Source organism: Streptomyces sp. NRRL WC-3605 (genome assembly GCF_001509795.1).
Classification (GTDB): Bacteria; Actinomycetota; Actinomycetes; order Streptomycetales; family Streptomycetaceae; genus Streptomyces; species Streptomyces viridochromogenes.
The window spans coordinates 69,010-89,486 of record NZ_LLZN01000056.1 but is presented as its reverse complement, the minus strand read 5'-3'; the positions used below and the strand labels follow the sequence as shown (position 1 = coordinate 89,486).

At 72.9% G+C, this 20,477-nt stretch carries 21 protein-coding genes and 1 tRNA gene; 13 read left to right on the top strand and 9 right to left on the bottom strand.

The features are described 5' to 3' along the window. Positions 1-65 precede the first annotated feature (65 nt). From ADL34_RS17335 to ADL34_RS17325, 3 genes are all read left to right on the top strand, one after another. The gene (locus ADL34_RS17335) at positions 66-1,613 is read left to right on the top strand and encodes an APC family permease (protein WP_062670839.1); all 1,548 of its coding nucleotides are present in this window, start codon (positions 66-68) and stop codon (positions 1,611-1,613) included. 91 nt (positions 1,614-1,704) lie between these two features. After that, entirely contained in the window at positions 1,705-2,451 is a 747-nt protein-coding gene (locus ADL34_RS17330; RefSeq protein ID WP_062670841.1) for a molybdopterin-dependent oxidoreductase, read from the top strand. Beyond that, positions 2,435-3,058 (top strand): cytochrome b/b6 domain-containing protein, encoded by a 624-nt coding sequence (locus ADL34_RS17325; protein ID WP_062670843.1) that lies wholly within the window; start codon positions 2,435-2,437, stop codon positions 3,056-3,058. Before ADL34_RS17330 ends, ADL34_RS17325 begins: the two co-directional genes overlap by 17 nt. Here ADL34_RS17325 and ADL34_RS17320 read toward each other — a convergent pair. From ADL34_RS17320 to ADL34_RS17310, 3 genes are all read right to left on the bottom strand, one after another. Further along, on the bottom strand, positions 3,044-4,150 hold the full coding sequence (locus tag ADL34_RS17320; RefSeq protein WP_159038932.1) for a hypothetical protein: 1,107 nt from the start codon (positions 4,148-4,150) through the stop codon (positions 3,044-3,046). The genes ADL34_RS17325 and ADL34_RS17320 overlap by 15 nt on opposite strands. Before the next feature lie 268 nt (positions 4,151-4,418). Then, a complete protein-coding gene (locus ADL34_RS17315; RefSeq protein ID WP_062670846.1) occupies positions 4,419-5,816 on the bottom strand; it encodes a GntP family permease in 1,398 nt (465 codons plus the stop codon). A 37-nt stretch (positions 5,817-5,853) separates the two neighbouring features. Further along, complete coding sequence (locus ADL34_RS17310; RefSeq protein WP_062670848.1) at positions 5,854-6,372, bottom strand: gluconokinase; 519 nt, start codon at positions 6,370-6,372, stop codon at positions 5,854-5,856. Positions 6,373-6,506: 134 nt separating this feature from the next. On the opposite strand from ADL34_RS17310, the gene ADL34_RS17305 reads away from it, so the two are divergent. Further along, positions 6,507-7,208 (top strand): FadR/GntR family transcriptional regulator, encoded by a 702-nt coding sequence (locus ADL34_RS17305; RefSeq protein WP_062670850.1) that lies wholly within the window; start codon positions 6,507-6,509, stop codon positions 7,206-7,208. Between the two features lie 6 nt (positions 7,209-7,214). Here ADL34_RS17305 and ADL34_RS17300 read toward each other — a convergent pair whose 3' ends face one another. Both ADL34_RS17300 and ADL34_RS17295 read right to left on the bottom strand, forming a co-directional pair. Then, on the bottom strand, positions 7,215-7,625 hold the full coding sequence (locus tag ADL34_RS17300; RefSeq protein ID WP_062670928.1) for a YchJ family protein: 411 nt from the start codon (positions 7,623-7,625) through the stop codon (positions 7,215-7,217). Positions 7,626-7,713: 88 nt separating this feature from the next. Further along, positions 7,714-7,798: transfer RNA gene (locus tag ADL34_RS17295), tRNA-Leu, on the bottom strand. A gap of 188 nt (positions 7,799-7,986) precedes the next feature. Here ADL34_RS17295 and ADL34_RS17290 point away from each other — a divergent pair. The 3 genes from ADL34_RS17290 to ADL34_RS37110 all read left to right on the top strand — a co-directional run bounded on the left by ADL34_RS17290 (position 7,987) and on the right by ADL34_RS37110 (position 10,664). After that, on the top strand, positions 7,987-9,312 hold the full coding sequence (locus ADL34_RS17290; RefSeq protein ID WP_062670852.1) for a M20/M25/M40 family metallo-hydrolase: 1,326 nt from the start codon (positions 7,987-7,989) through the stop codon (positions 9,310-9,312). A gap of 128 nt (positions 9,313-9,440) precedes the next feature. Next, positions 9,441-9,674: a chaplin ChpH gene (gene chpH / locus ADL34_RS17285; RefSeq protein ID WP_062670854.1), complete on the top strand. Its 234-nt coding sequence runs from the start codon at positions 9,441-9,443 to the stop codon at positions 9,672-9,674. A 144-nt stretch (positions 9,675-9,818) separates the two neighbouring features. Next, a complete protein-coding gene (locus ADL34_RS37110) occupies positions 9,819-10,664 on the top strand; it encodes a chaplin (protein ID WP_062670856.1) in 846 nt (281 codons plus the stop codon). A gap of 82 nt (positions 10,665-10,746) precedes the next feature. On the opposite strand, the gene ADL34_RS17275 is transcribed toward ADL34_RS37110, so the two are convergent. Continuing rightward, positions 10,747-10,935 carry a DUF5703 family protein gene (locus ADL34_RS17275; RefSeq protein WP_005485166.1) on the bottom strand — a complete coding sequence of 63 codons (189 nt, stop codon included), beginning with the start codon at positions 10,933-10,935 and terminating at the stop codon, positions 10,747-10,749. A 47-nt stretch (positions 10,936-10,982) separates the two neighbouring features. Between ADL34_RS17275 and ADL34_RS17270 the strand changes: the two genes are divergently transcribed. Next, positions 10,983-11,693 carry a hypothetical protein gene (locus tag ADL34_RS17270; protein ID WP_062670858.1) on the top strand — a complete coding sequence of 237 codons (711 nt, stop codon included), beginning with the start codon at positions 10,983-10,985 and terminating at the stop codon, positions 11,691-11,693. Between the two features lie 78 nt (positions 11,694-11,771). Here ADL34_RS17270 and ADL34_RS17265 read toward each other — a convergent pair whose 3' ends face one another. Continuing rightward, the gene (locus tag ADL34_RS17265; RefSeq protein ID WP_062670860.1) at positions 11,772-13,943 is read right to left on the bottom strand and encodes a helix-hairpin-helix domain-containing protein; all 2,172 of its coding nucleotides are present in this window, start codon (positions 13,941-13,943) and stop codon (positions 11,772-11,774) included. Then, entirely contained in the window at positions 13,940-14,923 is a 984-nt protein-coding gene (locus ADL34_RS17260; RefSeq protein ID WP_062670863.1) for an aldo/keto reductase, read from the bottom strand. Before ADL34_RS17260 ends, ADL34_RS17265 begins: the two co-directional genes overlap by 4 nt. Positions 14,924-15,098: 175 nt before the next feature. Between ADL34_RS17260 and ADL34_RS17255 the strand changes: the two genes are divergently transcribed. Together ADL34_RS17255 and ADL34_RS17250 are read left to right on the top strand one after the other, a co-directional pair. Continuing rightward, complete coding sequence (locus ADL34_RS17255) at positions 15,099-16,154, top strand: LLM class F420-dependent oxidoreductase (RefSeq protein WP_062670864.1); 1,056 nt, start codon at positions 15,099-15,101, stop codon at positions 16,152-16,154. Between the two features lie 244 nt (positions 16,155-16,398). Further along, a complete protein-coding gene (locus tag ADL34_RS17250) occupies positions 16,399-17,187 on the top strand; it encodes a hypothetical protein (protein ID WP_062670866.1) in 789 nt (262 codons plus the stop codon). A gap of 18 nt (positions 17,188-17,205) precedes the next feature. On the opposite strand, the gene corA is transcribed toward ADL34_RS17250, so the two are convergent. Beyond that, positions 17,206-18,207: a magnesium/cobalt transporter CorA gene (gene corA, locus ADL34_RS17245; protein ID WP_062670867.1), complete on the bottom strand. Its 1,002-nt coding sequence runs from the start codon at positions 18,205-18,207 to the stop codon at positions 17,206-17,208. Between the two features lie 62 nt (positions 18,208-18,269). Here corA and ADL34_RS17240 point away from each other — a divergent pair, with 62 nt between their 5' ends. From ADL34_RS17240 to ADL34_RS17230, 3 genes are all read left to right on the top strand, one after another. Then, entirely contained in the window at positions 18,270-18,956 is a 687-nt protein-coding gene (locus ADL34_RS17240; RefSeq protein WP_062670869.1) for a histidine phosphatase family protein, read from the top strand. A gap of 99 nt (positions 18,957-19,055) precedes the next feature. Further along, positions 19,056-19,646 (top strand): DUF3090 domain-containing protein, encoded by a 591-nt coding sequence (locus tag ADL34_RS17235; protein ID WP_062670871.1) that lies wholly within the window; start codon positions 19,056-19,058, stop codon positions 19,644-19,646. Beyond that, the gene (locus tag ADL34_RS17230) at positions 19,610-20,428 is read left to right on the top strand and encodes an SCO1664 family protein (protein WP_062670873.1); all 819 of its coding nucleotides are present in this window, start codon (positions 19,610-19,612) and stop codon (positions 20,426-20,428) included. Before ADL34_RS17235 ends, ADL34_RS17230 begins: the two co-directional genes overlap by 37 nt. Positions 20,429-20,477: the final 49 nt, after the last annotated feature.

Below are 20,477 nucleotides of genomic sequence, written 5' to 3'. Positions count from 1 at the left end.
CGCGCAGGACGTACCCAGCGCCCACACACCCAGCGCCACCCGACCCGACGAAGGACGGACATTCGATGACGACGGGCAGTCCCAGCACAGGCAGCGCCACCGCCGGCGACGGCGGGATCAATACGTTCAAGGGGCAGGACCGCGCCCTGCGCGCCGACCGGCTGGGCACCACGGGCCTGCTGCTGTCCGTGCTCGCGGCGACCGCGCCCCTCATGGTCGTCGCGGGTGTCATGCCCACGACCTTCGGGGTGATGGGTGTGGTCGGGCAGCCGCTGCTGTTCGTGATCCTCGGCCTGGTCCTCGCCCTCTTCAGCGTCGGCTACGCCGAGATGAGCCGGCACGTCCACAACGCGGGCGCCTTCTACGCCTACATCTCCCGCGGCCTCGGCGGCACCGCCGGCGCCGGCGCCGCGATGGTCGCCCTCGTCGCCTACAACGCCCTCCAGGTCGGCATCTACGGCATCTTCGGCTTCGAGGTCTCCGGGCTCTTCGCCACCTACCTCGACCTGGAGATCGCCTGGTGGATACCGGCCCTGCTCGCGGCGCTCGCCGTCGGCGCGCTCGGCTGGCTGAAGATCGACCTGAACGCGCGCGTGCTCGGCGTCCTGCTGGTCATCGAGGTCCTCCTCGTCGTCATCTTCGACGTCGCCGCGATCTCCGGTCCCGCGAAGGAGGGGCTGTCGCTGCACGCCTTCAACCCCGACACCCTCACCGGCGCGGGCATCGGCACCGCCCTGTGCTTCTGCGTCGCCGCCTTCCTCGGCTTCGAACAGGCACCCGTCTACGCCGAGGAGACCAGCCGCCCGCACGTCCTCGTGCCCCGCGTGATGTTCCTGGCCATCGGCGGCATCGCGGTGTTCTACACCATCAGCTGCTGGGCCTACACCGTCGCCACCGGGCCCTCCGCCGTCGTCGGCACCGCCCAGGAGCAGAGCGCCGGCATGCTCTTCTTCCTCACCGAGGACCTCATCGGCGAGACCTTCACCGACGTCCTGCACGTGCTGTTCGTGACCGGCATGTTCGCCGCCATGCTCAGCTTCCACAACGTCGTCGCCCGGTACGCCTTCGCCATGGGCCGCGAGGGCCTGCTGCCCGCCGCCTTCGGCCGTACCAGCGGCGTCAGCGGCGCCCCTGGCACCGGCTCTCTCCTGCAGACCGGCGTCTCGATCGTCGCCGTCGCCGCCTTCGCGCTCACCGACGACAAGCCGGCCGGCGACCCCACCGCACCCGTCCTGCACCTGTTCACCTGGATGGGCAGCCTCGGCGCGCTGGGCGTCACCGCCCTGATGGCCGCCGCCTCGGTCTCCGTGATCGCCTTCTTCGTCCGGCGCGGTGCCGCCGCGGCCCAGTTCTGGCGGCTCGCCGCCTCCGCGCTGTCCGTCCTGGCGCTGCTCTTCATCGTCGTCTACACCGTCAAGGACTTCGACGTCCTGATCGGCGCCGGCCCGGGCTCCGCCCTGAGCTGGGTCCTGCCCTCCGTCATCGTCCTCGCCCTGGCTGCCGGGGTCGTCCAGGGCCTGCTGCTGCGCTCGCGCGCCCCCGAACGGCACGCGCGCATCGGCCTGGGCAACGAGGCGTTCCAGCTCGACAAGGCCGCCGAGGAGACCCCGTGACCGGTCGCCCCGGCACCCCACACATGACGGAAGTCTGACGAGCACCCGCGATCCCTGGCACCGCCGGGGCCGCGGGTGTTCGAATGAGGGGGTGAACCCCGAACAGCCCGGCGCCCCCGAGCCCCAGGGAGAGGAGCGGGGCAGGCCCATCGGCCGCCGCGTCCTCCTCGGCACCCTCGGTCTCGGCGCCCTCGGCGTGGTCACCGCGCCCACCCTGCAACGCGGCCTGGAGTCCTTCCTCGCCGGAGCGTCCGACAAGGACCCCACCGGCCTGACCGACCTGCTCCCCAACGGCGGCGGCTTCCGCTACTACTCGGTCACCGCCTCCGTCCCCCGCAAGAGCGCCACCGACTACCGCCTCACCGTCGACGGCCTCGTCGACCGCCCGCACTCCTACACGCTGGCCGACCTGCGGGCGCTCCCGCAGACCCGGCTCGTCCGCGACGTCCAGTGCGTCACCGGCTGGCGGGTCCCCGGCACCCCCTTCGAGGGCGTACGGCTGTCCCGGCTGCTCGACGCCGCCGGCGTGCGCCCCGGCGCGGGCGCCGTGCGCTTCACCTGCTTCGACGGCGCCTACTCCGAGAGCCTCACCCTCGACCAGGCACGCCGCTCCGACGTCCTCGTCGCCCTGCGCATGCAGGACGAGGACCTCGGCCACGCCCACGGCGGCCCCGCACGCCTCTACGTCGCCCCCATGTACTTCTACAAGTCCGCCAAGTGGCTCTCCGGCATCACCGTCACCCGGGACGTGCGGCCGGGCTACTGGGAGGAACGGGGCTACGACGTCGACGCCTGGGTCGGCCGATCGAACGGACGCGACGATGACCCCACGAGTTGACGTGCCCCGCCCGGCCACGGAGGTCCGCCGCTTCACCCCGGCCGCCCGGCACGTGCACCGCGCCACCGCCGCGCTGATGGGCGTGTGCGTGGTGACCGCGGCCTGCCTCTACATCCCGCAGTTCGCCGAGCTGGTGGGCCGCCGCGAGCTCGTGGTCCGCGTCCATGAGTGGGCCGGCCTCGCCCTGCCCGTGCCCGCCCTGGCCGGACTGGTCTCCGGCGCCTTCCGCCGCGACCTGGGCCTCCTCAACCGCTTCGGCCCGCACGACCGGACCTGGCTGCGGGCCGTCCTGCGCCGCGACCGGCGCCCCGGCTCCCGTCCCGCGGGCAAGTTCAACGCCGGGCAGAAGATCTACGCCTCCTGGTTCGCCGGGGCGACGCTCGTGATGCTCGGCACCGGCCTGCTGATGTGGTTCACCCACCTCACGCCTCTGCGCTGGCGCACCAGCGCCACCTTCGTGCACGACTGGCTCGCGCTCACCCTCGGCATCGTCCTCGCCGGCCACATCGGCATGGCCCTGGCCGACCCGGAGGCCCGCCACGGCCTCCGCAGGGGCACCGTCAGCCGGGAGTGGGCCGAGCGGGAGCACTCCCTATGGCGCCCCTGACCAGGTGAAGGACAGGGCCCCGGCCGGCCCGTCCTCGTCCTGGTCGGTGCCGGTGCCGGTGCCGGGGCCGGGGCCGGTTCCGGGGTCCTGCTCCTGTTCCGGCTCCGGGTCGGGCAGCACGTCCGGCGGAGCGATCGTGAACGCCTGCGGCAGACGCACCTCGTCGGTGCCGTAGCGCACGGACACGTCCACCGGACCCGGGCCGAGCGCCGGGACCACCACGGACAGGACGACGGTGCCACCGGAGCGCGGCCCCAGCAGCGGGACGCCCGGCACCTGCCGGCCCCCGACCGTCACCGTCGCGGCCTGCGGCAGTTCGGCGGGGTCGAAGTAGGCGTCCGCCAGCTCGACGCCGATCACTTCGGCGGGCCGCGCGGTGCCGTCACCGCCCGTGTCCACCCCAGTGATCCGGTAGCGGCACGCCGGGGCACCGCCCGCGGGCGTCCGCAGCCGCACGGTGGCGGTGGGACTGCGCCGGTGGAAGTCGAGCAGCCCGCCCAGCACCGCGTAGGCGGCACGCCCCTTGCAGGACCGCGCCGTGCCGGCCAGGGCCGCGTGGTCCCGGCCCGCCTGCTCCCAGTCGCCGCCCTGGCCCTGCACGGCCCGACAGGCCGAGGACAGGGCCCGCAGGAGCGTCCACTCGTCGCCGTCCGCCGCCCCGGGGACGCCGTCCAGCGCGGTCCCGCACGCGGCGGGGTCCCGGAGCCGGTCGTACACGCCCGCCGGGTCGGCCGTGCCGTCGAGGTCCGGTGAGCCGGGGCCTGGCGGCAGCCAGGCGGGCGCCACGACATGCTCGCGGCTCTCCGACGGCGCGGGTCCTGGGCCGGAACGGCGCAGTGTCCCGCCGCCCGCGACGGCACCGGGAGCGCCGGTGATCGCGGGGGCGCCGATGTGCCCGTCGGGGCGCTTGGGAGCGGTGGGGGAGGGGGAGGCCGTGACCGGCCCGGTGGAGGGGTCCGCGCTCACCGCCGGTCCGCCGCCCCCGCCGTCCGCACGGTCGGTGCCCTCCAGGCCGGTGAAGGCGGCGGCGGCCACCGCCACCGCGCCGACGAACAGCAGCCCCGAGATACGCATCCCGAGGGAAACCGCCATGAGACCCCCCCGATGTCCGTGCCCCCGACGGCCGCGGCTGCCTCCGGGGGATCACCACATCATCGGGCTCTTCGCGCTCCTGGGGAAGTCGTGACGGCGTCGGCAGGGCGGTCGCGCGGCACCTTCAGGGCATCTTCCGGGCATCCGGGACAAGATCACGCGCGCGAGATGCGGCGGGCCCACCCGCTCCCCGACGTCCGCGACGCCCGCCACGGGGGCCGTGCGCCCGGAGATGCCGAAGAGCGGGTGAGCCGCCATCGCCGTACCCCTACAACACGAGGGACAGCAGCAGGACCGAGCCGCCGGCCACCACGGAGATGATCGTCTCCATGACGGACCAGGTCTTGATGGTCTGGCCGACGTTCAGCCCGAAGTACTCCTTCACCAGCCAGAACCCGGCGTCGTTGACATGGCTGAAGAACAGCGAGCCGGCGCCGATGGCCAGGACGAGCAGGGCCGCGTGCGTGGTCGACATGTCGGCCGCGAGCGGGGCGACCAGACCGGCCGCGGAGACCGTCGCGACCGTCGCCGAGCCCGTGGCCAGCCGGATCGCCACCGCGATCAGCCAGGCGAGCAGCAGCGCGGGGATCGACCAGTCCTTGGAGATGTCCAGGACCATCTGGCCCACACCGGTGTCGATCAGCGTCTGCTTGAAGCCGCCGCCCGCGCCGACGATCAGCAGGATGCCCGCGATCGGGGCGAGGCCCTTCTCGACGAGCGGCGAGACGCGCTCCTTGCCGAACCCGGCCGGCGCCAGCAGCGTGAAGATGCCGACCAGCACGGAGGCGAGCAGGGCGATCAGCGGGGAGCCGACGACGTCGAAGACCCGCTGGACGGTGTTCTCCGGGTCGTCCACGACGATGTCGACCAGCGCCTTGGACAGCATCAGGACGACCGGCAGCAGGATCGTCGCCAGGGTGGCGCCGAAGCCGGGAAGCTTCTTCAGGTCCTCGGAGGCGCGCTGCGGGATCATCCGCTCCGGCACCGGGACGTCCACCCAGCGGGCGGCGAACTTCGAGAACACGGGGCCCGCGATGATCACGGTCGGTATCGCGACCAGGACGCCGAGCGCCAGAGTCACGCCCAGGTTGGCACCGACCGCGTCGATCGCGACCAGCGGGCCGGGGTGCGGCGGGACCAGACCGTGCATCACGGACAGACCGGCCAGCGCGGGGATGCCGATGCGCATCAGCGAGTAGTTGCCGCGCTTGGCGACCATCAGCACGACCGGGATCAGCAGCACCACGCCGACCTCGAAGAACAGCGGCAGTCCGATCACGGACGCGATCAGCACCATCGCCCACGGCATCGAGCGGCCGCCCGCCTTGGCGAGGATGGTGTCGACGATCTGGTCGGCGCCGCCGGAGTCGGCGAGCATCTTGCCGAGGATGGCGCCCAGGGCGATCAGCACGCCGACGCCCGCGACCGTGGAGCCGAGGCCGGCGGTGAAGCTGGCGATGACCTTGTCCAGCGGTGCCCCGGCGATCGCGCCGAGCACCAGCGACCCGAGGGTCAGGGACAGGAAGGCGTGGAGCTTGAACTTGGTGATGAGCAGCACGATGACGGCGATGCCCACCAGGACGGCGACACCGAGCTGAGCGTGTCCCGCCGAGGTGATGGGCTCGACGGGGTCCGCTGCCAGCATCTCGACGCTGAGTCTGGTCACGGGGTTTCCCTTGCAGGTACGGGGGTGGGGAGGGGAGTTACACGGTCGGCTCGGGGAGCGCCGTCAGGGCCGTGACGGCCCGTTCGGTGATCTCCTCGGGGGTGCCGGCCACGTCCACGGCGACGCCCGCCTCGTCCTCCGCGAGCGGCTGGAGGGTGGCGAACTGGGAGTCGAGCAGCGCGGTCGGCATGAAGTGCCCCTGCCGGTGCGACATCCGGTCCTCGATCACCGCGCGGTCACCCGCGAGGTGCACGAACACGACGCCCGGCGCGGCGGCCCGCAACCGGTCGCGGTACGAGCGCTTCAGCGCGGAGCAGCTGACCACTCCGCCGAGCCCGGCCCGGCGGTGCGCCCAGGCGCCGATGGCGTCGAGCCACGGCCACCTGTCGTCGTCGTCGAGCGGGGTGCCGGCCGACATCTTGGCAATGTTGGCCTCGGAGTGGAAGTCGTCGCCCTCGGCGTAGGGAACGCCGAGGCGGGCCGCGAGCAGGGGACCGATGGTGGTCTTCCCGGTGCCCGCGACGCCCATGACCACGACGACATGGGGGGTGTTCATCGCTGCCTCACTGTCTGTCCTCGTCGACACGTGATGTCGACGGACACTGAAACCCATTAGGTACGACGAATCAAGAGCCTGTGACATATAAGTCTGACTTTTTGTTCCCGTGATCCTGCCCGTACGCTGAGTGCATGAGCACTACGGGCCGGGGGCTGCACGGCCGAGTTCTGGACTCCCTCGGCCCCGCGATCACCGCGGGCGAGTATCCGCCGGGCAGTGTCCTGCGCACGGACGAACTCGCCCAGCGCTTCGACGTCTCACGCTCCGTGATGCGCGAGGCGGTACGCGTCCTGGAGTCCATGCACCTCGTCGAGTCCCGCCGCCGCGTCGGCGTCACGGTCCGCCCCAAGGCCGAGTGGAACGTCTACGACCCACAGGTCATCCGCTGGCGGCTGGCCTGTTCCGACCGGCCGCACCAGCTGCGCTCGCTCACCGTGCTGCGCTCGGCCGTCGAACCGGTCGCGGCGGGCCTCGCCGCCAAGCACGCCACCGCCGAGCAGTGCGCCGAACTCACCGAGTGCGCCCTCGGCATGGTCTCCCACTCGCGCGGCCACCAGCTGGAGGGCTACCTCCTGCACGACGTCGCCTTCCACCGCGTCATCCTCAACGCCTCGGGCAACGAGATGTTCGCCCGGCTCGGCGACGTCGTCGCGGAGGTGCTGGCCGGCCGCACCCATCACGAGGTCATGTTCGAGGACCCCGACCCGGCGGCGGTCACCCTGCACGTCCAGGTCGCCGAGGCGGTCCGCGCGGGCGACGCCGTCCGCGCCGAGCACCTCACCCGCGAGATCACGGTCGGCGCCCTCCAGGAACTCGACATCCTGGCCCCGTGACGGGCCTCAGCCCAGGAACTCCCCGTCCACGTACACCCAGGCCCCGTCCACCCGCTCGAACCGGCTGCGCTCGTGCAGCGACCCGCCGCGGAACGAGGCCCGGAAGGTGACCGTCCCCGTGGAGTGGAAGGCCGAGCCGTCCCCCGTCCCGAGGATCTCCAGCCCCGTCCACCGCGTCCCCGGATCCAGGTCCAACTGCGCCGGACGCGTCCGCGGATGCCAGGTGCGCAGCAGATACGGCACCTCGCCCCGCACGAACGCGCTGTACCGCGACCGCATCAGCGCCTCGGCGGTCGGCGCGGCCGCCGCCCCGGAGTGGAACCGCCCGCAGCACGCCTCGTACGAGCCGGGCAGCCCGCACGGGCACCCGGCCGAGGACCTGGACAGGGAGGAGGAACGGGCGGTGCGTCGGGACATGGCCCCCATTGTGCCGGTGCCGGCCCGCGCACGGGGAAGCACCCCACAACGACGAACAGCCCCTCACCAGGAGGGGCTGTCCGATCTGTGTCCGAGGGGGGACTTGAACCCCCACGCCCGATAAAGGGCACTAGCACCTCAAGCTAGCGCGTCTGCCATTCCGCCACCCGGACAAGGTGTCTGTCGCGCGGGTCTCCCTCGCGGCGACAGAGAAAACACTACCAGGCTTTCGAAGGGTCCCGATCACCCCCCGGGACGGCGTGAACGGCGTGTGACGACGTGTGGCCGCTCTTGGGCCCCGCCGGGCGGAGAGAGAGGATGAGGGGGACCCACCAGCAGTGACACCGCGGGAGGAAGCAGCGTGAGCGACACGGACACGACCAGGAACGTCACCGGCGAGGACGAGGTCGTGGACCTCTGCCGCGAGCTGATCCGCATCGACACCAGCAACTACGGGGACCACTCGGGCCCCGGCGAGCGCGCGGCGGCCGAGTACGTCGCCGAGAAGCTCGCCGAGGTGGGCCTCGAGCCGAAGATCTTCGAGTCGCACCCGGGACGCGCCTCCACCGTGGCGCGCATCGAGGGCGAGGACCCCTCCCGGCCCGCGCTGCTCATCCACGGGCACACCGACGTCGTCCCGGCCAACGCCGACGACTGGACCCACCACCCGTTCTCCGGCGAGATCGCCGACGGCTGCGTGTGGGGGCGCGGCGCCGTCGACATGAAGGACATGGACGCGATGACCCTCGCGGTCGTCCGCGACCGGCTGCGCAGCGGCCGCAGGCCCCCGCGGGACATCGTGCTCGCGTTCCTCGCCGACGAGGAGGCCGGCGGCACCTACGGCGCCCGGTTCCTCGTCGACAAGCACCCGGACCTCTTCGAGGGCGTCACGGAGGCCATCAGCGAGGTCGGCGGGTTCTCGTTCACGGTGAGCGAGGAGCGGCGGCTCTACCTGATCCAGACGGCCGAGAAGGGCATGCACTGGATGAAGCTGACCGTGGCCGGCACCGCCGGGCACGGCTCGATGATCCACCGGGACAACGCCATCACCGAGCTGTCGGAGGCCGTCGCCCGCCTCGGCCGCCACACGTTCCCCGTCCGCGTCACCAAGACCACCCGCGCCTTCCTCGACGAACTGGGCGACGCGCTCGGCACCGAGCTCGACCCCGAGAACATGGAGGGCACCCTCGCCAGGCTCGGCGGCATCGCCAAGCTCATCGGGGCCACCCTCAGCAACACGGCCAACCCGACCCAGCTGAACGCCGGCTACAAGGTCAACGTCATCCCCGGCGAGGCCACCGCACACGTCGACGGCCGCTTCCTGCCCGGATACGAGGAGGAGTTTCTGGCCGACCTCGACCGCATCCTCGGACCGAACGTCCGCCGCGAGGACGTGCACGCCGACAAGGCCGTGGAGACCGGCTTCGACGGCGCCCTGGTGGCCGCGATGCAGTCGGCGCTGGTCGCGGAGGACCCGGCGGCCAAGGCCATTCCGTACATGCTGTCCGGCGGCACCGACGCCAAGTCCTTCGACGACCTCGGCATCCGCGGCTTCGGCTTCGCTCCGCTGAAGCTCCCCCCGGAGCTGGACTTCGCGGGCATGTTCCACGGCGTCGACGAGCGCGTGCCGGTCGACGGGCTGCGGTTCGGCGTGCGGGTCCTCGACCGGTTCATCGACGCCTCGTAATTCGACCAGGCGTACTGGCTGTGCTCTGGACGGGTGAACACGCTCATAGGGTCGTAGCTCTATTAACCGCTCCTCGTTACAGGTGATGCGATCAGCAAGTGAGATCGCATTGCCAACAAGGAGGAACAATGATCAAGAAGGTCGTCGCCGCTGCGGCTGCCACCGGTGGGCTGGTTCTCGCGGGCGCGGGCCTGGCCGTTGCCGACTCGGGTGCTCAGGGTGCCGCGGTGCACTCCCCGGGCCTCGTGTCCGGCAACGTCATCCAGGCTCCGATTCACATCCCCGTGAACGTCTGCGGCAACACGGTCTCCGTGATCGGGCTGCTGAACCCCGCCTTCGGCAACACCTGCACCAACAAGTGACGTTGTGCCTCGCCCTGTGACCAGGGCTGAGCCGTCGGCCCCGGAGCGCGTGCCATGCGCTCCGGGGCCGACCGGCCTTTACGGAACGTCGGCCGATCTCCCGACGTGTCTTCTCGGAACAAGGTCGAAGGCAGGTATTCAGCAATGCGACAGGTCACCCGCAAGGGCCTGATGACCGTGGCGGCGGCGACCGGGGTCATCGCGGCCGCGGGCGGCGCCGCCCACGCCACCGGCTCGGGTGCGCACGGCTCCTCGTCCCACTCGCCCGGCGTGCTGTCGGGCAACTCGGTGCAGGTGCCGGTGCACGTGCCGGTCAACGTCTGCGGCAACACCGTCAACGTGGTGGGCGTCCTCAACCCCGCGATGGGCAACAGCTGCGCCAACAAGGGCGGCAAGGGCGCCAAGGCGGACGGGCACGCCAGTCACTCGCCGGGCGTCGGCTCGGGCAACAGCGTCCAGGTGCCGGTGCACGTTCCGGTCAACGTGTGCGGCAACACCGTCGACGTCATCGGCATCGGCAACGCGGCCGAGGGCAACGACTGCGCCAATGGCGGCGGGCACCAGAACCCGCCGGGTTCGCCGGAGGAGCCGGGCAACCCCGGAAACCCGGGTAACCCTGGAAACCCGGGGAATCCCGGAAACCCGGGCAACCCCGGCAACCCTGGAAACCCGGGGAATCCCGGTGAGCCGGGTAACCCTGGTGAGCCCGGCAACCCGGGAGAGCCGGGCAACCCGGGAGAGCCGGGCAACCCTGGTGAGCCCGGCAACCCCGGTGAGCCCGGCACCCCCGGTACGCCCGAGGAGCCGAGCACCCCGGGCGGCGGCTCGCACGGCAACGAGCCGGGCGCCCACTTCGTCACCCAGCCCCAGGGCGACGCCCAGCTCGCCCAGACCGGCAGCGACGTCCCGATGGGCCTCGTCCTGCCGGTCGGCGCCGGCGCGCTGCTCGCGGGCGCGGTGCTGTACCGCAAGGCCCGTCAGTCCGCCTAGGACGTGACCGACGGCACGAAAGCAGCGGGCCCCGTCCACGCGGGGCCCGCTTCTGTTCCGTCCGTCCGGTCTGTGGCTCAGCTCACCAGGTGGCCCGCACCTGGCGGATGATCCGGCGCCGCAACCGCACCCGGCGGCTGCCGTCGCGCAGCAGGCTCAGGCGGTCCAACTCCCAGTGTCCGTACTCGGCATGGTCCGTCAGCAGACGTGTGGCGTCCTTGCGGGAGACCCCGCGCGGAACGTACACGTCGACAAATTCGTATTCCGGCATCGCATCTATTGTGCGGGCTGGGGCCCGGTACGGATAGCGTCTGCACTATGTCTGATGCTGTGCAGCCCACCGCTGCCGAGGTACGCGCCGCCGCCGAGGCGGTCAAGACCGCGCTCGACCGCCACCTGGCCGCCGTCGAACGCCGGTCGGGCGAGGACGACCCGGCCGTCTACGAGGCGTTCAACGAGTTGGCAGCCGCCGCCGAGGTCTACGACGAGCTGCTCTACGACCGCTACGACGAGGTCACCCCGTTCGAGATCCCCGGCACCGAGGACGCACTGCCCCCGTACACGGGGCCCGAGGAGCCGAGCGCGGTGAGCGTGCTGATCCGGCGCGACTACTCCGTGGTGGAGCCACAGCGGCTGAGGGCCCATGCCGAGCGCATCGAGGCGGCGGACTACGACGACGGCGCGGACGGGGACGCCTCGGGCACCGTGCACGGAGCGCTGGGGCTGCTGTTCGGCGAGTTCGAGCCGGACGAGATCGCGTCCCGGCACAAGGAGTTCGGTCTGGAGGAGGGCGACTCGACGCTCTGGGTGACCGCGTCGGACGAGCAGGCCGACCCCGGCGAGTGGCTGGAGGCCCCCTTCGAGGGCGCCGACCCGCAGCGGGTGATCTGCCGCTTCGACGTGAGCACCGTCTTCGACGACGACCCGGACGACGTCGACGAGGCGGAGGACCCCGACGAGGACGCCGACGACGACCTCGAGGACGAGATCGAGCCTCTCGACGCGGACGCGGACGCGGACCGGCGCTGAGGCGCACCCCACGCGACGGCGGCGGTCACGGAGAGACACCTCCGTGACCGCCGCCGTCGTCGTGAGCGAGCCGTCGGATCACGCCGGCGTCGGCACCTGCGGCCGCAGCAGCGCCGCCAGCCGGGTCGTGCGCGGCTTCGCCGGGACCTCGGCGACGGCCCGGGGCAGGGCCTGCTCCACGCCGTGGACGACGGACAGATGGCGGTCGGCGCGGCTGAAGGCCGTGTAGACCCAGGGACGGCTCAGCGCCTGGGCGGCGTCGCCGGGCAGGACCACGACCGCCGCCGGCCAGCGGCCGCCCGCAGCCTGGTGAGCGGTGAGCGCCCAGCCGTGCCGCACGGACTGCTCGACCCGCTCCCTCGGCACGAGCACGGCCTCTCCCGCGCAGGTCAGCCGCAGCCCCTCCGCGTCGGCCCCCACGACCTGCCCCGGCACCGTACGGCCCGGCGCGGGGGAGTAGGCGACGCGGTCCCCGGGGTCGAAGCCGCCGAAACGGCCCGGGCCGGGGTTGAGACGGGCCTTGAGGGCGGCGTTGAGCGCGCGCGTACCGGCCGCGCCGCCGTGTCCCGGCGTGATCACCTGGGTCTCCTCGGGCGGGACGCCGATCGCCCGCGGCACCGAGTCCGCGACGAGCTGCACGGTGCGGTGCACGGCCTCGCCCGCGTCCCGGACCGGCACGATCACGACCTCCTTGCCGGGGGCCTCCACCTGGATCAGCTCGCCGATGCCGATGCCGGACACCAGCTCGCCCAGCGGTCCGGGGTCCGGGCGCCGCGAGGCGATCTGGGGGCAGACCCGCGCCGCCAGCAGGTCGGCGAACACCCGGCCCGGGCCCGCCGACCACAGCACTCCGGGATCGCCGGCGAGCACCAGCCGGGCCCCGTCGGGCAGCGACTCGGTCAGCAGGGCCGCCGTCTCGACGTCCAGCAGCGGTGCGTCCAGCACCACCAGCAGGTCCAGGTCGAGGGCGCCGTCCGTGTCCCGGCCGGGGCCCTCCGCGCCGGAGAGCAGACCGGCGACGGTCGCCGCCGTCCGCCCGGCCCCCGCCTCGGGCCCGTCGGGCAGGGCCGCGAAGCGGTCCCGGCCGGCCGGGGTGTGCGCGGCGGCCCAGGCCCGCAGCCCCAGCGCCTCCGCCGCACGCAGCAGCGCCGCCGGCTCGGCCAGCGACGCCTCCCCGCCGGTGTGCAGGACGAGGCCGTGCGCGGCGACCGCGCGGATCAGCTCGGCGGCGGAGCCCGAACCGCCCGCCGCGCGCTCCCAGTCCTCGGCCGAACCGTCCTGCTTGGGCGCCGAGTTGATCAGCCGGGCCAGTCCGTCGGCGAGGCTCTCCTCGGCCAGGGCGTACCGCTCCAGGCCGACCAGGACCCGCACCGGCCGCTCCTCGTCCCCGCCCTCCTCGCCCGCCCCGCCGCTCGCGGCGGCCGGGGCGCCGGGCTGGTCCAGGGCGTCCTGGAACGCCAGGGCCTCACCCTCGGCCAGGGTGTCCTGCACGGCCGCGTCCGGGTCGGGCACGCCCTGCCGGGCCAGCGCGGCCGTCAGCGCCGGCAGCTCCAGCGCCGTGTGCCCGGCGAGCGCCGCCTGTTCCAGCAGCCATCCGGTGACCGCGCGCCCGCGCCGCTCGTCGTCCGGCGCGCACTCGGCGCCGAGCAGCGCCCGCGCGAACCCGTCCGCCTGCTCGGGCCGTACGCCGGGAACCCGCAGCAGCTGCCACGGGTCCTCCGGCAGCGCCTGCGCGGCGCTCTCGCCGAGGGCCGCCGCCACCTGCGGCGCGAGCGTTTCGGGGGCGCCGCCCTCGGTCAGCACGCGCCGCACCGCCTCGACGCTCTCCGGCGCGGGCACGGAGGGCGCGCCCGGCTCGGCGACGGGCGCGGGTCGGGACACCGGCTCGGGCGCGGGGCGGCGCGGCGGCTCCGGCTCGCTGAAGACGGTGGCGGCGGGCTTGGCGCCGCTCTCCACGGCCCGTACCGCGGCGAGCAGGTCCGCGGCCTTCCCACTGAGCTTGGCCCCGGCGGTCACGGGCCCCTGCTTCTCGGCCTTGCGCCGCTCGATCCGCTCCCGCTCCAGGCGCTGGGCGGCGAGCTCGGCCTCGGCCTCGGACAGCTGCTTCGCCGCGTCGCCCTCGGCCGCGGGGGCGGTGGCGGTCTCCTCGGGGGGGCCGTCGACGGGCCCGTCGGTGCCGGCCGGCTCGTCCCCGGCCGCCGGCGTCACCGGCTCGGCGTCCTCCGTGCTCTCGGGCGGCTCCGTGCTCACAGCGTGCTCCAGTCGTGATCGGGATAGCGGTGCACGGGCGCGGAGACGTCGTCGAGCGCCCGGCAGATCTCGTCAGGAAGACTAAGGTCCTCCACTGACAACGCGGCCGTGAGCTGCTGCGCGGTGCGCGCGCCTATGACGGGGGCGGTCACGCCCGGCCGGTCGCGGACCCACGCGAGGGCGACCTGGAGCGGGGAGACGGCCAGCCCGTCGGCGGCCGTCTGCACGGCGTCCACGATGCGGCTCGCCGTGTCGTCGAGGTACGGGGCGACGAACGGCGCCAGGTGCTCGGAGCCGCCGCGCGAGTCCGGCGGCGTCCCGTTGCGGTACTTGCCGGTCAGCACGCCCCGGCCCAGCGGCGACGACGGCAGCAGGCCGATCCCCAGGTCCAGCGCGGCGGGCAGCACCTCGCGCTCCACGCCCCGCTGGAGCAGCGAGTACTCCAGCTGTGTGCTCGCCAGCCGGGTCCGGGTGCCCGGCGCCGCGAGCTGCCAGGTGGCCGCCTTGGCGAGCTGCCAGCCGCAGAAGTTGGACACGCCGACGTACCGGGCGCGGCCGCTGGACACCGCCAGGTCGAGGGCGTGCAGCGTCTCGTCGAGCGGGGTGTGCGGGTCGTAGGCGTGGATGTGCCAGACGTCGACGTACTCCGTGCCGAGGCGGGCCAGTGAGGCGTCCAGCGCGGAGAGCAGATGGCCGCGCGAGCCGTCGAACCGGCGGTCGGGGTCGGGGACGCTGCCCGCCTTCGTCGAGATGACCAGGTCCCGGCGCGGAACGAGTCCCTCCATGAGCCGCCCCAGCAGATACTCCGCCTCCCCGTCGCCGTACACGTCGGCCGTGTCCACGAGGGTGCCGCCGGCCTCCCAGAACGTCTTCAGGAGGTCCGCCGCGTCGTGCTCGTCGGTGTCCCTTCCCCAGGTGAGCGTGCCGAGCCCGATCCGGGACACGCGCAGGCCGGTGCGGCCGAGATGCCTCTGCTCCATGAACGCCGAGATTACTGGCCAGAACCTGACCTGTGGGCGCCTGTGGATGACCAGTTTCGGCGAGGCCGGCGCCGCCGACGGGGCGACCCCCGCCACACCGCCCTCCCCGTGACCGGCCCCCCGCGCTAAGGTCTGGCCCACACAGGACGTTACTGATCGGTAAGAGGAGTCGGCCATGCAGCTCGGGATCAACCTCGGCTACTGGGGTGCCGGAATGGACGCGGACAATCTCGCCGTCGCGCAGGAGGCCGACCGGCTCGGGTACGCCGTGTGCTGGGCCGCCGAGGCGTACGGCTCGGACGCGGCCACCGTGCTCAGCTGGGTCGCCGCCCAGACCGAGCGCATCGACGTCGGCTCCGCGATCTTCCAGATCCCGGCCCGCCAGCCCGCCATGACCGCGATGACCGCCGCGACCCTGGACTCCCTGTCCGGCGGCCGTTTCCGGCTCGGCCTCGGCGTCTCCGGACCGCAGGTCTCCGAGGGCTGGTACGGCGTCAAGTTCGACAAGCCGCTCGCCCGCACCCGCGAGTACGTCGAGATCGTCCGCCGGGCCATGACGCGCGAGCGCCTCAGCTACGAGGGCGAGCACTGGACGCTGCCGCTGCCCGGCGGCCCCGGCAAGCCGATCAAGCTGACCGTGCACCCGCAGCGCGAGCACATCCCGCTCTACATCGCCGCGATCGGCCCGAAGAACCTGGAGCAGACCGGCGAGATCGCCGACGGCGCCCTGCTCATCTTCCCCTCCGCGGACCACCTGGAGGACACCACCATCCGGCATCTGCGCGCGGGCCGCGAGAAGGCCGGCAAGACCCTCGACGGCTTCGACGTCTGCCCGACGCTGCCGCTCGCCGTCGGCGACGACAAGGACGTGGCGTCCCTCGCCGACACCTTCCGCCCCTACACCGCGCTGTACGTCGGCGGCATGGGCAGCGCCAAGCAGAACTTCTACAACCAGCTCGCCCAGCGCATGGGCTACGAGAAGGAAGCCGCCGACATCCAGGCCAAGTACCTCTCCGGCGACAAGCAGGGCGCCGCGGCCGCCGTACCGCAGGAGCTGATCGACCGGACCACGCTGCTCGGCTCCGTCGACCGCATCGCCGACCGGATGAAGGCCTACGCCGCCGCCGGCGTCACCACGCTGTCCCTCGCGCCCGCAGGCTTCACCCTCGACGAGCGGCTGCGGTCGCTGCGCGCCGGCGTCGAGGCACTGGAGCGCGCCGGCCTCGCCTGACCCCCTGGCCTCGGGGCGCCGGTCCCGGACATTCCTACGGCCGTGGTGGGGGCTCGGGGGTCTTCCCCGCCACGGCCGTCACGGGGAACAACGCGCGCGGGCCCCGGGTGGTTACGCATCCGTGGTGCCCGGCGCGTCATCCTTTCGGCCCAGTTGTCCGACACAGCTGTTGCGGCACCACTCTCACCGCATTTGACTCGTTCTTCGCGGGATTCCTGCGGCGTCCTGAGAGAGGTGCCCCACGATGCTTTCGGCCAAGAGTCTGTTCCAGGAGATCCTCGACAACGACGAGTCGTTCCAGCTGTTCTGCTCCATCGCGGCCAGCGGCGAGTCCCAGGGCGGCTGGGAGAACGCGCGCATCGCCGCGCTCGTCCCCCCGAGCGAACGCGCCCTCGCCCCCAAGATCACCCGGCACGGCGCCGACGAGGACAAGCACGGGCGGATCTTCAACGCCCTGCTGAAGAAGCGCGGCCTCGAACCGGTGCCCGTCCCACCCGAGACCGACTACACGATGCTGCTCGAACGGCACGGCATCGGCCTCGCCCACGACAAACTCAAGAGCGACCAGCCGCTCACCGTGCAGGACATCGTCACCTACCTCGCGCACAGCCGCGTCACCGAGCAGCGGGCCTCCGAGCAGATGGACCTGCTGCGCAAGCACTTCGCCGACCACCCCGACATCGGCCGCGCGGTGCGCATGATCTCCGGCGACGAGGACAACCACCTCGCCTACTGCCACGAGGAGCTCCTGCGCTACGCCGCCCAGGGGCACGGCCGGGCCATCCAGCGGACCCTGCGCGAGTGCGCGCTCGCCGAGATCCGCATCTACCGGGACGTCAGCCTCGCGGTCATGGACCACATGGGCCGCATCCTGGGCTGGTCCCGCCCCAAGGCGGCCGTCCTCGCCGCGGGCATCCACGCGGTGTACGCCTGGGAGCGGATCGCCGGCTGGCGGCGCATGGTTTCCCTGTCGATGCCGGAACGCCGCGACGCCCTCGGGGGCCCGGCCACCTCGGCCCCCGAGTTCGCCTGACCGCCTGGCGGACACCCCCTACAGCCAGCCCCGGCGTTTGAAAGTGCGGTACAGCAGGAGTTCTAGGGCGGCCATGACGACGAGCAGCGTCGGGTACGACCACTCCCAGGTCAGCTCGGGCATGTGCTCGAAGTTCATGCCGTAGATCCCCGCGAGCAGCGTGGGGAGGGCGGCCATGGCCGCCCACGAGGAGATCTTGCGCATGTCGTCGTTCTGCCGCACCCCCGTCTGCGCCAGGTGTGCCGACAGGACGTCCGACACCAGCCGGTCCAGGCCCTCCACGGACTCGTTCACGCGCGTGAGGTGGTCGCTCACGTCCCGGAAGAACGGCTGCGCCTCGTCGCGCACGAACGGCACCCGCGCACCGGCCGGCCCGGTCTGGGCGAGCCGGGCCAGGGGCTGCGCCAACGGCCCCGTAGCCCTGCGGAACTCCAGGACCTGCCGTTTGAAGGCGTACACGCGCGAGGCGGTGTTCCGCGAGCCGCTCGCCGCGGGCGAGAACACCTCCGCCTCCAGCTCCTCCAGGTCGACGCTCAGCTCCTCGGCCACCTCGAGATAGTGGTCGACCACGGCGTCGGCGACCGCGTACAGCACCGCCGTCGGACCGTGCCGCAGCATGTCCGGCTCATGCTCCAGACGTGTGCGGACCGCCCCGAGCGGGGTCTCCGCCCCGTGCCGGACCGTCACCACGAACGAGTCGCCGATGAACAGCATCACCTCACCCGCGGTGACGACATCGCTCCTCGGCTCGTAATCGACCGGCTTGAGGACCACGAACAGCGAGTCGTCGTACACCTCCATCTTCGGCCGCTGGTGCGCCTTCAGGGCGTCCTCCACGGCCAGCGGATGCAGCCCGAACTCCTCGGTGACCTTGTCGAACTCGTCCTCGGTCGGCTCGTGCAGGCCGATCCACACGAAGGCGTCGTCCTGCAGACGGCACAGGTCGAGGGCGTCGGAGAAGTCCCGAGGGGGCCCTTCCGCGCGACGCCCGTCACGGTAGATGGCGCAGTCGACGATCACAGAGTGTGTTCTCCCGTCATCCGGTCCCGAGTGCGTCCGCCCGTATGCCTAGGCTGGACGGCATGCCCACGCTGATCCTGGTCCGCCACGGACGCTCCACCGCCAACACCGAAGGGGTGCTCGCCGGCTGGACGCCCGGCGTCGCCCTCGACGAACGCGGGACCCGGCAGGCCGCCGCGCTGCCCGCCCGGCTCGCCGCCCTGCCGATCGCCGAGGTCGTCAGCAGCCCCCTGCAGCGCTGCCAGGAGACGATCCGCCCCCTCCTGGACGCCCGCCCCGGCCTCACCGCGCACACTGAGGAACGCATCGGGGAGTGCCACTACGGCGACTGGTCCGGCCGCAAGCTCGCCGACCTCGCGGACGAGCCGCTGATGGAGGTCGTCCAGGCCCACCCCTCCGCTGCGGCGTTCCCCGGCGGCGAGTCGATGCGGGCCATGCAGACCCGCGCCGCCGAGGCCGTCCGCGAGTGGAACGCGCGCGTGGAGCGCGACCACGGCGCCGACGCCGTCTATGTGATGTGCTCGCACGGCGACATCATCAAGTCGCTCGTCGCGGACGCACTCGGTCTTCATCTCGACCTCTTCCAGAGGATCTCCGTTGAACCGTGTTCCATCACCGCGATCCGTTACACCCGTCTGAGGCCGTTCCTCGTACGCCTCGGGGACACCGGCGACTTCGCGTCCCTCGCCCCCCGTGAGGAGCCCGCCGCCGGTGACGCCGCCGTCGGGGGCGGCGCGGGCGCACCGTGATCGTCCGGCGCAGTAGGGTGAAGCGGTCGGCCCAGCGCCGCCCGCACCACCCGTGACTTCCCCGAACCGCCGTACTCACGACCCCCATGGAGACAGGACGTGTCCCGTCAGGTGTTCCTCTACGACCCCCCGGACCGTTTCGTGGCCGGCACGGTCGGACTGCCCGGACGCCGTACGTTCTTCCTCCAGGCCACCGCCGGCCCCCGGGTGACCAGCGTGGCCCTGGAGAAGACACAGGTCGCCGCCCTCGCCGAGCGCATGGACGAACTGCTGGACGAGGTCGTACGGCGCAGCGGGGGCAGCGCTGCCGTCCCCGCCGTGGCCCCCAGCGAGATCGCCGACACCGACCCGCTGGAGACCCCCGTCGAGGAGGAGTTCCGCGTCGGCACCATGGCCCTGGCCTGGGACGGCGAGGAACAGCGCATGATCGTCGAGGCGCAGGCCCTGGTGGAGCTCGACGCCGAGACCGAGGAGGACCTCGCCGAGGCCGAGGAGCGCCTCCTCCAGGACGAGGAGAACGGCCCCCCGATGCTGCGGGTCCGGCTCACCGGCGCCCAGGCGAGAGCCTTCGCCAAACGCGCCCTGGACGTCGTCAACGCCGGGCGGCCGCCGTGTCCGCTGTGCAGCCTCCCGCTCGACCCGGAAGGACACGTATGTCCGCGCCAGAACGGATACCGCCGCGGAGCGTGACCCCCGTGGACCTGCTCACCGAGGGTGAGCTGACCGTGCGCGGCCGCATCCGCGAGGCCTCCAACGCCGCGCTCCTGTGCACCGTCGCCCACGACGGACGTGAGGCGTCCTGCGTGTACAAGCCGGTCGCCGGCGAGCAGCCGCTGTGGGACTTCCCCGACGGCACCCTCGCCGAGCGCGAGGTCGCCGCGTACGAGGTCTCCGAGGCGACCGGCTGGGGGCTCGTACCGCCCACCGTGCTGCGCGACGGGCCGTACGGCGAGGGCATGGTCCAGCTCTGGATCGACGTGGCCCCCGAGGCGGACCTGCTCGCCCTCGTGGACGGGGAGGAACCGGAGCCAGGCTGGAAGGCGATCGGCTTCGCCGAGGTCGGCGAGGGCCGCACCGCGCTCCTCGTGCACGCCGACGACGAACGGCTGCGGCGGCTCGCCGTCCTGGACGCCGTGATCAACAACGCCGACCGCAAGGGCGGGCATCTGCTGCCCACCGCCGACGGCCGGCTCCACGGCATCGACCACGGCGTGACCTTCCACGTCGACGACAAGCTGCGCACCCTGCTGTGGGGCTGGGCGGGGGAGCCCCTCACGGACGACGCCCTGCGGGTCCTGCGCACCCTGGACGACGGCCTGAAGGACGGCGGCGCGCTCGCGGCACGCCTCGCGGAGCTGATCACCCCCGCCGAGGTGGACGCCACCCGCGCGCGGGTCGCCGCCCTGCTCGGCACCGGTGTGCATCCGCAGCCCGGCGGCGACTGGCCGGCCATCCCCTGGCCACCCGTGTAGGACCTGGCGGCGGCCGGCAGCACACCGGCCGCCGAGGCGCAAGAACGCC

Coding starts and splice junctions, on each gene's coding strand:
- ADL34_RS17335 (WP_062670839.1), top strand. CDS start 66: ATGACGACGGGCAGTCCCAGCACAGGCAGCGCCACCGCCGGCGACGGC.
- ADL34_RS17325 (WP_062670843.1), top strand. CDS start 2,435: ATGACCCCACGAGTTGACGTGCCCCGCCCGGCCACGGAGGTCCGCCGC.
- ADL34_RS17320 (WP_159038932.1), bottom strand. CDS start 4,150: ATGGCGGTTTCCCTCGGGATGCGTATCTCGGGGCTGCTGTTCGTCGGC.
- ADL34_RS17310 (WP_062670848.1), bottom strand. CDS start 6,372: ATGAACACCCCCCATGTCGTCGTGGTCATGGGCGTCGCGGGCACCGGG.
- ADL34_RS17305 (WP_062670850.1), top strand. CDS start 6,507: ATGAGCACTACGGGCCGGGGGCTGCACGGCCGAGTTCTGGACTCCCTC.
- ADL34_RS17300 (WP_062670928.1), bottom strand. CDS start 7,625: ATGTCCCGACGCACCGCCCGTTCCTCCTCCCTGTCCAGGTCCTCGGCC.
- chpH (WP_062670854.1), top strand. CDS start 9,441: ATGATCAAGAAGGTCGTCGCCGCTGCGGCTGCCACCGGTGGGCTGGTT.
- ADL34_RS37110 (WP_062670856.1), top strand. CDS start 9,819: ATGCGACAGGTCACCCGCAAGGGCCTGATGACCGTGGCGGCGGCGACC.
- ADL34_RS17275 (WP_005485166.1), bottom strand. CDS start 10,935: ATGCCGGAATACGAATTTGTCGACGTGTACGTTCCGCGCGGGGTCTCC.
- ADL34_RS17270 (WP_062670858.1), top strand. CDS start 10,983: ATGTCTGATGCTGTGCAGCCCACCGCTGCCGAGGTACGCGCCGCCGCC.
- ADL34_RS17260 (WP_062670863.1), bottom strand. CDS start 14,923: ATGGAGCAGAGGCATCTCGGCCGCACCGGCCTGCGCGTGTCCCGGATC.
- ADL34_RS17255 (WP_062670864.1), top strand. CDS start 15,099: ATGCAGCTCGGGATCAACCTCGGCTACTGGGGTGCCGGAATGGACGCG.
- ADL34_RS17250 (WP_062670866.1), top strand. CDS start 16,399: ATGCTTTCGGCCAAGAGTCTGTTCCAGGAGATCCTCGACAACGACGAG.
- ADL34_RS17240 (WP_062670869.1), top strand. CDS start 18,270: ATGCCCACGCTGATCCTGGTCCGCCACGGACGCTCCACCGCCAACACC.
- ADL34_RS17230 (WP_062670873.1), top strand. CDS start 19,610: ATGTCCGCGCCAGAACGGATACCGCCGCGGAGCGTGACCCCCGTGGAC.